9 protein-coding genes and 1 tRNA gene are annotated in these 11,637 nt (G+C 62.6%); all 10 read right to left on the bottom strand.

The window, feature by feature from the left end:
• Positions 1-1,912: DNA-directed RNA polymerase subunit beta' (gene rpoC / locus WAQ08_RS08260; RefSeq protein WP_422190819.1), on the bottom strand; the 1,912-nt coding region annotated here is incomplete at its 3' end.
• 139 nt (positions 1,913-2,051) lie between these two features.
• Positions 2,052-6,179 carry a DNA-directed RNA polymerase subunit beta gene (gene rpoB / locus WAQ08_RS08255; protein WP_422190817.1) on the bottom strand — a complete coding sequence of 1,376 codons (4,128 nt, stop codon included), beginning with the start codon at positions 6,177-6,179 and terminating at the stop codon, positions 2,052-2,054.
• A 369-nt stretch (positions 6,180-6,548) separates the two neighbouring features.
• On the bottom strand, positions 6,549-6,929 hold the full coding sequence (gene rplL, locus WAQ08_RS08250; protein ID WP_422190815.1) for a 50S ribosomal protein L7/L12: 381 nt from the start codon (positions 6,927-6,929) through the stop codon (positions 6,549-6,551).
• A gap of 50 nt (positions 6,930-6,979) precedes the next feature.
• Positions 6,980-7,507, bottom strand: a complete 528-nt coding sequence (rplJ, locus tag WAQ08_RS08245) for a 50S ribosomal protein L10 (protein WP_422190813.1) — start codon at positions 7,505-7,507, stop codon at positions 6,980-6,982.
• Between the two features lie 393 nt (positions 7,508-7,900).
• Positions 7,901-8,605, bottom strand: a complete 705-nt coding sequence (gene rplA, locus WAQ08_RS08240) for a 50S ribosomal protein L1 (protein WP_422190811.1) — start codon at positions 8,603-8,605, stop codon at positions 7,901-7,903.
• A 2-nt stretch (positions 8,606-8,607) separates the two neighbouring features.
• Positions 8,608-9,039 (bottom strand): 50S ribosomal protein L11, encoded by a 432-nt coding sequence (gene rplK / locus WAQ08_RS08235; RefSeq protein WP_422190809.1) that lies wholly within the window; start codon positions 9,037-9,039, stop codon positions 8,608-8,610.
• A gap of 226 nt (positions 9,040-9,265) precedes the next feature.
• Positions 9,266-9,835, bottom strand: coding sequence for a transcription termination/antitermination protein NusG (nusG, locus tag WAQ08_RS08230; protein WP_422190807.1), 570 nt, complete (start codon positions 9,833-9,835; stop codon positions 9,266-9,268).
• A 34-nt stretch (positions 9,836-9,869) separates the two neighbouring features.
• The gene (gene secE / locus WAQ08_RS08225) at positions 9,870-10,256 is read right to left on the bottom strand and encodes a preprotein translocase subunit SecE (protein ID WP_422190805.1); all 387 of its coding nucleotides are present in this window, start codon (positions 10,254-10,256) and stop codon (positions 9,870-9,872) included.
• Between the two features lie 96 nt (positions 10,257-10,352).
• Positions 10,353-10,428, bottom strand: a tRNA-Trp gene (locus WAQ08_RS08220).
• Between the two features lie 36 nt (positions 10,429-10,464).
• A partial coding sequence (gene tuf, locus WAQ08_RS08215; protein WP_125245663.1) for an elongation factor Tu occupies positions 10,465-11,637 on the bottom strand: 1,173 nt, incomplete at its 5' end.

Genomic DNA, 11,637 nt, shown 5'->3' with positions numbered 1-11,637 from the left:
TGGAGATGCCGGCGCGCGTGGCCAGACGGAAGCCGTTTTGCAGCAGCTTGTCGGCCAGCACCACGGTTTCCTTCAGACCGCACTTGCGGAACGAGGTGTTGATCAGTCGCGAGATTTCCTTCTTCTTCAACGCCTTGTTGATGTTGGAGAAGGGCAGGCCCTTGGGCAGGATCTCGGACAGCAGGGCGCGACCGACGGTGGTCTCGACCAGCTTGAGCTCGGAGGTGAACTCGCCCGTTTCCTTGTCCTTGGTCCACTCGAGCATGCGCACGCTGATGCGGGCGGTGATCTCGACCACGTGGTTGTCCAGCGCGCGCTGCAGCTCGGCCAGGTCGGTGAAGACCATGCCTTCGCCCTTGCCGTTGATGCGCTCGCGGGTGGCGTAGTACAGGCCCAGCACCACGTCTTGCGACGGCACGATGGAGGGCTCGCCGGAGGCCGGGAACAGCACGTTGTTGGAGGCCAGCATCAGGGTGCGGGCTTCCATCTGCGCTTCGATCGACAGCGGCACGTGGACGGCCATCTGGTCACCGTCGAAGTCGGCGTTGAAGGCCGCGCAGACGAGAGGGTGCAGCTGGATGGCCTTGCCTTCGATCAGCATGGGCTCGAAGGCCTGGATGCCCAGGCGGTGCAGCGTAGGCGCACGGTTCAGCAGAACCGGGTGCTCCTTGATGACCTCTTCGAGGATGTCCCACACAACCGGGGTGCCGGATTCGACTTCCTTCTTGGCGGCCTTGATCGTCGTCGCGATGCCCATGGCTTCGAGGCGCGAGAAGATGAAGGGCTTGAACAGCTCCAGGGCCATCAGCTTGGGCAGGCCGCACTGGTGCAGCTTGAGGGTCGGGCCCACGGTGATGACGGAACGGCCGGAGTAGTCGACCCGCTTGCCCAGCAGGTTCTGACGGAAACGACCGCTCTTGCCCTTGATCATGTCGGCCAGCGACTTCAGGGCACGCTTGTTGGCGCCCGTCATGGCCTTGCCACGGCGGCCGTTGTCCAGCAGCGAATCAACCGACTCTTGCAGCATGCGCTTTTCGTTGCGCACGATGATCTCGGGGGCCTTCAGCTCGAGCAGACGGGCCAGACGGTTGTTGCGGTTGATGACGCGACGGTACAGATCATTCAGATCCGACGTGGCGAAACGACCGCCGTCCAGTGGCACCAGCGGACGCAGGTCCGGCGGCAGCACGGGCAGCACGTCCAGCACCATCCAGTTCGGCTTGATGCCGGACTTCTTGAAGGCCTCCATGACCTTCAGGCGCTTGGAGTTCTTCTTGACCTTGAGCTCCGAGCCGGTCATGTCGTTGCGGAGCTTGTCGATCTCGACGTCCAGGTCCATCTCTTCGAGCAGCTGCTTGATGCCTTCCGCGCCCATCAGGGCCTGGAATTCATCGCCGTACTCGAGGCGCTTGGCGTCGTAGTCGTCCTCGGACATGATGCCGAACTTCTTCAGCGGGGTCATGCCGGGGTCGACGATCACGTAGGCTTCGAAGTACAGCACGCGCTCGATGTCGCGCAGGGTCATGTCCAGGACCAGGCCCAGACGCGACGGCAGCGACTTCAGGAACCAGATGTGCGCGCAGGGCGCAGCCAGTTCGATGTGGCCCATGCGGTCACGGCGGACCTTGGTCTGGGTCACTTCGACGCCGCACTTCTCGCAGATCACGCCGCGGTGCTTCAGGCGCTTGTACTTGCCGCACAAGCACTCGTAGTCCTTGATCGGGCCGAAGATCTTGGCGCAGAACAGGCCGTCACGCTCGGGCTTGAACGTGCGGTAGTTGATGGTTTCGGGCTTCTTCACTTCACCGAAGGACCAGCTGCGGATTTTCTCCGGCGAAGCCAGGCCGATCTTGATGGCATCGAAGTGCTCATCGGGGGTGAATTGCTTAAAGAGATCCAGCAAGCCTTTCATGGCTTTCTCCTAAATATTCAGTGCACGGTTGGAGATGAAATGACGCCGGCAAAGGCGCGCCAGGCAAGGCGGGCGGGTGCGCCGCATAGCAGCGCTATGCAAGCACCCGACCAACGCCGCATGGCGGGTCTTTGACAAGTCAGTTCCTCTCCAACTCGATGTCGATGCCCAGGGAGCGAATTTCCTTGACCAGCACGTTGAACGACTCAGGCATGCCCGCCTCGATGGCGTGCTCACCCTTGACGATGTTCTCGTACACCTTGGTGCGGCCGTTGACGTCATCGGACTTGACCGTGAGCATCTCTTGCAGCACATAGGAGGCGCCGTACGCTTCCAGGGCCCACACTTCCATTTCACCGAAGCGCTGACCACCGAACTGCGCCTTACCACCCAGCGGCTGCTGCGTGACCAGGGAGTACGGGCCGGTCGAACGGGCGTGCATCTTGTCGTCCACCAAGTGGTGCAGCTTCAGCACGTGCATGTAGCCCACGGTGACGGGACGCTCGAAGGCTTCGCCGGTGCGACCGTCGTGCAGGATGGCCTGCGTGCGGGTCGGCGTCAGGCCCTTGGCCTTGGCGATGTCGGCCGGGTAGGCCAACTGCAGCATCGCGCGGATCTCGTCTTCCTTGGCACCGTCGAACACCGGGGTGGCGAAGGTGACGCCCTTGGAAAGCTCACCGGCCATCTCGACCACTTCAACGTCGGTCAGCTGCGAGAGGTCTTCCTTCTTGCCGCCGGACTTGTTGAACAGCTCGTCCATGAACTTGCGCAGCTCGGCCGCGCCGGCTTCCGCCTGCAGCATGTTGCCGATGCGCTGGCCGATGCCCTTGCCGGCCCAGCCTAGGTGAACCTCGAGCACCTGGCCCACGTTCATCCGCGAAGGCACGCCCAGCGGGTTCAGCACGATGTCGCACGGAGTGCCGTCGGCCATGTAGGGCATGTCTTCGACCGGAACGATCTTGGACACGACACCCTTGTTGCCGTGACGGCCGGCCATCTTGTCGCCAGGCTGCAGGCGACGCTTGACGGCCAGGTGAACCTTGACCATCTTCAGCACGCCAGCGGGCAGCTCGTCGCCTTGCGTGAGCTTCTTGCGCTTTTCTTCGAAGTGCAGGTCGAAGGCGTGGCGCGTCTGCTCCAGCGAGTTCTTGATGGATTCGAGCTGGTTGGCCAGGTCGTCTTCCGCCGGACGGATGTCGAACCAGTGGAACTTCTCGACGCTGTCCAGGTAGGCCTCGTCGATCGCCGTGCCCTTGGCCAGTTTGTTCGGACCGCCATTGGCGATCTTGCCGTTGAGCAGCTTGCGGATACGGTCGAAGGCGTCGGCCTCCACGATGCGCAGCTGGTCGTTCAGGTCCAGGCGGAAGCGCTTGAGTTCATCGTCGATGATCTGCTGGGCGCGCTTGTCACGCTGGATGCCTTCACGGGTGAAGACCTGCACGTCGATGACGGTGCCCGAGGTGCCTTGGTCCACGCGCAGCGAGGTGTCCTTCACGTCGGAAGCCTTCTCGCCGAAGATGGCGCGCAGCAGCTTCTCTTCAGGCGTGAGGGTGGTCTCGCCCTTGGGCGTGACCTTGCCGACCAGCACGTCGCCAGGGCCGACTTCCGCGCCGATGTACACGATGCCGGACTCGTCCAGACGAGCCAACTGGTTCTCGGACAGGTTCGGGATGTCGCGGGTAATTTCTTCGGAGCCCAGCTTCGTGTCGCGGGCCATCACCACCAGTTCCTCGATGTGGATCGAGGTGTAGCGGTCTTCGGCCACCACGCGTTCGGAGATCAGGATCGAGTCTTCGAAGTTGTAGCCGTTCCAGGGCATGAAGGCCACGAGCATGTTCTGGCCCAGGGCCAGTTCGCCCAGGTCCGTCGATGCGCCGTCGGCGATCACGTCGCCAGCCGCCACCTTGTCACCACGGCGCACGATGGCGCGCTGGTGGATGTTGGTGTTCTGGTTGGAACGCTGGTACTTGATCAGGTTGTAGATGTCCACGCCCACTTCGCCGGCGACCGTTTCCGCGTCATTGACACGGATCACGACGCGGTTGGTGTCGACGTAGTCCACGATGCCGCCACGCTTGGAGGTCACCACGGTGCCCGAGTCGACCGCAGCGACGCGCTCGACACCGGTACCGACCATGGCCTTCTCGGGGCGCAGGGTGGGCACGGCCTGACGTTGCATGTTGGCGCCCATCAGCGCGCGGTTCGCATCGTCGTGCTCCAGGAAAGGCACGAGCGAGGCAGCCACCGACACGATCTGCGAGGGCGACACGTCCATGTACTGCACGCGCTCGGGCGACAGCAGCACGGATTCACCGTTTTCACGGGCCGACACCAGCTCGTCGATCAGGCGGCCTTCAGCGTCCAGGCCGGCGTTGGCCTGGGCGATGACGTACTTGCTTTCCTCGATGGCCGACAGGTAGTCGATCTGCTCGGTCGTCTTGCCATCGACCACGCGACGGTACGGCGTCTCGATGAAGCCGTACTCGTTCAGTTGGGCGTACAGGGCCAGCGAGTTGATCAGGCCGATGTTCGGGCCTTCAGGCGTTTCGATCGGGCACACACGGCCGTAGTGGGTCGGGTGCACGTCGCGCACTTCGAAGCCGGCGCGTTCGCGGGTCAGACCACCCGGGCCCAGGGCCGACACGCGCCGCTTGTGCGTGATCTCGGACAGGGGGTTGGTCTGGTCCATGAACTGCGACAGCTGCGACGCACCGAAGAACTCCTTCAGGGCCGCAGAGATCGGCTTGGAGTTGATCAGGTCGTGCGGCATCAGGGCTTCGGTCTCGGCCTGGCCCAGACGCTCCTTGACGGCCTTCTCGATACGGGCCAGACCGGAACGGTATTGGTTCTCGGCCAGCTCGCCCACGCAACGCACGCGGCGGTTGCCCAGGTGATCGATGTCATCGACTTCGCCACGGCCATTGCGCAGCTCGACCAGGATCTTCACGACCGACAGGATGTCGTCGTTGATCAGGGTCATGGGGCCGGTGCCTTCGTCGCGACCCACGCGGGCGTTGAACTTCATGCGGCCCACGCGCGACAGGTCGTACGTGTCTTCGCTGTAGAACAGGCGCTGGAACAGGGCTTGGACGGCGTCTTCCGTGGGCGGCTCGCCGGGGCGCATCATGCGGTAGATGGCGACACGGGCGGCGAGTTCATCAGCCGTTTCGTCGGTGGCCAGCGTCTGCGAGATGTAGGCGCCTTCGTCGAGTTCGTTCGTGAAAATGCACTCGATGTCCAGGATGCCGGCGGCGCGCAGCTTCTTGAGCAGCGCTTCGGTCAGCTCTTCGTTGGCCTTGGCGATGATCTCGCCGGTGTCCGGGTCGATCTGGTTCTTGGCCAGCACGCGGCCCAGCAGGAAGTCTTCGGGGACGCTGATGTGCGTGGTGCCCGATTGCTCGATCTGGCGGGTGTGGCGCGCGGTGATGCGCTTGTCCTTCTCGACCACGACATTGCCCGACTTGTCGGTGATGTCGAAGCGAGCGACTTCGCCCTTCAGGCGCTCGGACACGTACGCCATCTGGGCGCCCGAGTCCATCAGCTTGAACTGATCGTTGTCGAAGAACGTGGCCAGGATTTGCTCGGGGTTCATGCCGATGGCCTTCAGCAGGGTCGACACCGGCATCTTGCGGCGACGGTCCACGCGGAAGTACAGCAGGTCCTTCGGGTCGAACTCGAAATCGAGCCACGAACCGCGGTAAGGAATGATCCGGGCGCTGAACAACAGCTTGCCGGACGAGTGGGTCTTGCCCTTGTCGTGCTCGAAGAACACGCCAGGCGAACGGTGCAGCTGCGACACGATGACGCGCTCGGTACCGTTGATGATGAAGGAGCCGTAGTCGGTCATCAGGGGCACTTCGCCCATGTAGACCTCTTGTTCCTTGATCTCCTTGACCACCTTGGACTGGGACGTGGACGTCTCACGGTCGTAGATGATCATCTGCAGCTTCGCGCGCACGGCGGCGGCAAAGGTAAGGCCCCGTTGCTGACACTCGCGCTCATCGAACGCCGGACGGGCGATGTTGTACTCGATGAACTTCATCTCCACGAAACCATTGTGCGAAACAATGGGGAACGCAGACAGGAATGCGGCCTGCAGGCCTTCGGGTTTGCGTTTTTGCGGTGCGCCGTCCTTCTGGAGGAAGGCGACGTAGGCTTCCTTCTGCATCGTCAGCAGATAAGGAACCTTGAGCACGCTGCCGCGCTTGCCGAAGCTCTTGCGAATACGCTTGCGCTCGGTGTAGCTGTAGGGGTTTGTTTGCGCCATAAACTCTCCGTTGCGAAACCGGCTGGTTTCGGTTCGAATATCACCACCGTCAGGCCAAGACAGCGGCGTTGTTCGGCGACTGGCCATTCAGACGAAGATGTCTGAGGCTTGGTGGTTGGCCACTACCAACCGCTAGGCAGACAACCTGTGCGCAGGGATGCGACACAGGCTCGACCAAACCGGTTCTCTGCAGTCGGTTCAGAGAACACTCGAAAAGCCTTCCAGTGTACTACCGGATGGCTTTTCGGCTGCTCTCGAGGATTTAATCCCTCAGACGCCAAAGGCCGCCCCGTGGGGCAGCCTTCTCGGAGTGCACTGCCCGGGGGCAGCGTCTCTCATCCGTCACGCGGCTTGAGAGCCGCGCCTGGATTACTTCAGCTCGGCCGTAGCGCCGGCTTCAACCAGCTTCTTGACGGCGGCTTCAGCGTCAGCCTTGGCCACGCCTTCCTTGACGTTCTTCGGAGCGCCGTCGACCAGGTCCTTGGCTTCCTTCAGACCCAGGCCGGTGATTTCACGCACGGCCTTGATGACGCCGACCTTGTTGGCGCCAGCGCCGGTCAGGACAACGTTGAACTCGGTCTTCTCTTCAGCAGCGGCAGCGCCACCGCCAGCAGCGCCACCGCCAGCGGGAGCGGCGACAGCAGCGGCGGACACGCCGAACTTCTCTTCAATGGCCTTGACCAGTTCGTTCAGTTCCAGAACGGACATGCTGTCGAGGGAGGTCAGGAATGCGTCTTTATCGAATGCCATGATGGTTTCTTCCTAAATCGGTAAAAAATTGAATGCGGATCGGTGATCGATCAAGCGGCAGGTGCGGCTTCTTCAGCAGCAGCCGGGGCGCCTTCGCCACGCTTGGCGGCCACGGCGGCCACGGCGCGGGCCAGACCAGAGACCGGTGCCTGCAGCAGGGCGGCGATCTGGGCCAGCAGCACTTCCTTCGTCGGCACGGACGCCAGGGCCTTGATGCCAGCAGCATCCAGGGCCTTGCCGTTGTACGCACCAGCCTTCAGGACCAGCTTGTCGTTGGACTTTGCGAAGTCGGCGATCACCTTGGCGGCGGCCACTGCGTCTTCGGAAAAACCGTAGATCAGCGGACCGCTCATGCTCTCGGTAGCCACTTCGAACGGCGTGCCGGTCACGGCGCGGCGGGCCAGCGTGTTCTTCAGCACGTGAAGATACACACCTTGCGCACGCGCGTTCTTGCGCAGCTGGTCGAGTTGGGCCACCGTGAGTCCGCGGTATTCAGCCAGTGCCAGCGTCTGTGCCTTGCCCGCCTGGGCAGCCACTTCAGCGATGACGGCTTCTTTCTCGTTGCGATTGAGACTCAAGGTCTACTCCTTAAAACGTGCCTTTCGTGCCCACCACCATAGGGCGGCGAGCCTGCCGGGCACACCCGGATTCAGCGACCTTCTGCCTAGGGAAGAACCACCTGCCATCCACAGGGGACGACAAGGCAGCGGATCCTTCAACAGCGGGTACGCCATCTGCGTAGGCTGGACCTTGAAAGCCCTGTTTAAGCCACGCACCATCTGTACAAGCATGGTGAGCAGCGCCTACGGTCTTTGATAGCCCGCAGCCCCGATGCTTCTCTCGAAGCGAAGGGACCACGGCCCACCAATTCGTTTCGGGCCACCGCGCCAGACTCGCGCGGGGCCCGGACCAACAGGCCGCTTGCGCGGCCGCCAGTCATGGGAGGTTCACAACCTGCCCGGCCTGAACAATCAGGCGGCGGGGTTGTTGATCGAGCCGATGTCGACGCGAACGCCCAGGCCCATCGTCGAGGACACGGCCACCTTGCGCAGGTAGACGCCCTTGGACGAAGCGGGCTTGGCCTTGGTCAGCGCATCCAGCAGCGCGGCCAGGTTGCCCTTGAGCTTGTCGCTGTCGAACGAACGACGACCGATCGTGCCGTGCACGATGCCGGCCTTGTCGATACGGAACTGGACTTGACCAGCCTTGGCGTTCTTGACGGCGGTGACCACGTCGGGGGTGACGGTGCCGACCTTGGGGTTGGGCATCAGGCCACGGGGACCCAGGATCTGACCCAGGGTACCGACGATGCGCATCGCGTCCGGCGAGGCGATCACCACGTCGAAGTTGATGTTGCCAGCCTTGACCTGTTCAGCCAGGTCTTCCATGCCGACCACGTCAGCGCCGGCGGCCTTGGCTTCTTCAGCCTTGGCGCCTTGCGTGAACACGGCGACGCGCTTGGTCTTGCCGGTGCCGTTGGGCAGCACGACGGCGCCACGAACGACCTGGTCCGACTTCTTGGCGTCCACGCCCAGTTGCACGGCCACGTCGATGGACTCATCGAACTTGGCGTTGGCGGCGTCCTTGATGATGGTCAGGGCTTCTTCGATGGCGTACAGCTTGGTCGAATCGACCTTGCCTTGCAGCGCTTGTTGACGCTTGGTGAGCTTTGCCATGATCAGACTCCTTCCACAATCACGCCCATCGAGCGGGCAGAACCAGCGATGGTGCGCACAGCGGCGTCCAGGTCAGCAGCGGTGAGATCCTTCTGCTTGGTCTTGGCGATCTCTTCGATCTGGGCGCGGGTCAGCTTGCCAACCTTGTCGGTGTGCGGACGGGGCGAACCCTTGTCCAGCTTGGCAGCCTTCTTGATCAGGACCGTCGCGGGCGGGGTCTTGAGGATGAAGGTGAAGGACTTGTCAGCGAACGCGGTGATCACCACCGGCAGCACCAGACCAGGCTCGAGGCCTTGCGTCTGGGCGTTGAACGCCTTGCAGAACTCCATGATGTTCAGACCGCGCTGACCCAGCGCCGGACCGATGGGAGGCGAAGGGTTTGCCTTGCCTGCCGGGATTTGCAGCTTGATGAAGCCGATAATCTTCTTGGCCATAACTTTCTCCTAGAACCGCCCGACGGCCACGTCAGGTCGGTTGAGTCAAACGCCAGGCTTATTCGAAATGAACTCCTGGCTCCTCTTGACGCGGTCTCGTTCGCGCCTGGCACGGGAGGTGATCGGCGTCAGGCGGCTTGCGCTGCCATCGGCCGGCCCCATCCTCCGGGGCCGTGTTCTTGGCTGCCAGACCAACGGACTTTCAATCCGCTGCCCTGGCGAGCAATCAGATCTTCTCGACCTGATGGAAATCCAGCTCGACCGGGGTGGCACGACCAAAGATCGTGACAGACACGCGCAGCTTGGATTTTTCGTAATTGACGTCTTCGATCGAGCCGTTGAAGTCGGTGAAGGGGCCTTCCTTGACGCGGACCACTTCGCCGTTTTCCCACTCGACCTTGGGCCGGGGCTTCTCGATGCCTTCTTGCATCTGGTTGACGATCTTCATGACCTCGTCTTCCGAGATGGGCACCGGACGGTTCTTGGCGCCACCGACGAAGCCGGTGACCTTGGACGTGTTCTTGACCAGGTGCCAGGAGTCGTCGCTCATCACCATCTCGACCAGCACGTAGCCGGGGAAGAAACGGCGCTCGGTGACGGACTTCTTGCCGTTCTTGACTTCAACGACTTCTTCGGTGGGCACCAGAATGCGGCCGAACTGCTCCTGCATGCCGGCGCGGTCGATGCGCTCGCGCAGGTTGCGCTCGACGGCCTTTTCCATGCCCGAATAGGCATGGACCACGTACCAGCGCAGCGGGGCAGCGTTGGAGGCGGGGCTGGCTTGAACGTCGCTCATGGGTGTGTCAACCTGGTTGGGAGGATGGGAGAAATCAGTGTTTCCAGCCGAGCAGCACGCTGTAGAGCAGCCACTCCAGGGACTTGTCGGTCAACCACAGGAACAGGGCCATCACCACCACGAAGGCGAAGACGTACAGCGTCATCTGGCGCGCTTCGGAGCCGGTGGGCCACACCACCTTGCGGGTTTCCTTGACGGCATCCTGGCCGAAGGCGATGAGTTCCTTGCCGGGGGCCGAGGTGAAGAACACCGCGATGCCCGCGATCACCAGCAGCAGCAGCGCGACGACGCGCAGCCACAGGTCTTGCTGACCCAGCAGGTAGAAGGCCGCGACGGCGCCCACCACCAGCAGGCCGGCAGCGGCCAGCTTGGCCTTGTCAGCAGCGGTGGTGACGGTTTCGACTTGCGCGGTGGAACTCATGGATGACTTGACTTGAGGCAGCAAAGCCCGCGGACCCGTGAAGGCCTTGCGGGCTGCTGTGGACCAGCTGTGATGTCTCGATCGTGTTCAGTTAGGTGGCAGGGGCAGAGGGAATCGAACCCCCAACCTTCGGTTTTGGAGACCGACGCTCTGCCAATTGAGCTATGCCCCTGTGGCCAATCTGAACAATGAACGAATGAAGTTGTTATCAGTCGAGGATCTTGGCCACGACGCCGGCGCCGACGGTACGACCGCCTTCACGGATGGCGAAGCGCAGACCTTCTTCCATGGCGATCGGGGCGATCAGCTTGACGGTGATCGACACGTTGTCACCAGGCATGACCATTTCCTTGTCGGCGGGCAGCTCGATGGAACCGGTCACGTCCGTCGTACGGAAGTAGAACTGAGGACGGTAGTTGTTGAAGAACGGGGTGTGACGACCACCTTCGTCCTTGGACAGCACGTAGATCTCGCCGGTGAAGTGCGTGTGCGGCTTGATCGAGCCGGGCTTGCACAGCACTTGGCCGCGCTGCACGTCTTCACGCTTGGTGCCGCGCAGCAGGATGCCGACGTTGTCGCCAGCTTGACCTTGGTCCAGCAGCTTGCGGAACATTTCCACGCCGGTGCAGGTGGTCTTCTGGGTGGCAGCGATACCGACGATTTCGATTTCTTCGCCGACCTTGATGATGCCGCGCTCGATACGGCCGGTCACCACGGTGCCGCGACCCGAGATCGAGAACACGTCTTCCACGGGCATCAGGAACGTGCCGTCCACAGCGCGCTCAGGCGTAGGGATGTACGTGTCCAGGGCTTCGGCCAGCTTCATGATGGCTTGCTCGCCCAGCTCGCCCGTGTCGCCTTCCAGCGCCAGCTTGGCCGAACCCTTGATGATCGGGGTGTCGTCGCCGGGGAAGTCGTACTTGGACAGGAGTTCACGGACTTCCATTTCGACCAGCTCGAGCAACTCGGCATCGTCGACCATGTCGGCCTTGTTCAGGAACACCAGGATGTAGGGCACGCCCACCTGACGCGACAGCAGGATGTGCTCGCGGGTCTGGGGCATCGGGCCGTCAGCGGCCGAGCACACCAGGATCGCGCCGTCCATCTGGGCGGCGCCGGTGATCATGTTCTTGACGTAGTCGGCGTGACCGGGGCAGTCCACGTGAGCGTAGTGGCGGTTGGCCGTTTCGTACTCGACGTGCGCGGTGTTGATCGTGATGCCGCGGGCCTTTTCTTCAGGCGCTGCGTCGATCTGGTCGTAGGCCTTGGCTTCGCCGCCGAACTTCTTGGACAGCACGGTTGCGATGGCAGCCGTCAGGGTGGTCTTGCCGTGGTCAACGTGACCGATGGTGCCCACGTTCACGTGCGGCTTGGTCCGTTC

The sequence above is a fragment of the Aquabacterium sp. genome (assembly GCF_049274795.1).
Lineage (GTDB): Bacteria > Pseudomonadota > Gammaproteobacteria > Burkholderiales > Burkholderiaceae_C > Aquabacterium.
This window is presented reverse-complemented; position numbering and strand designations above follow the sequence as displayed.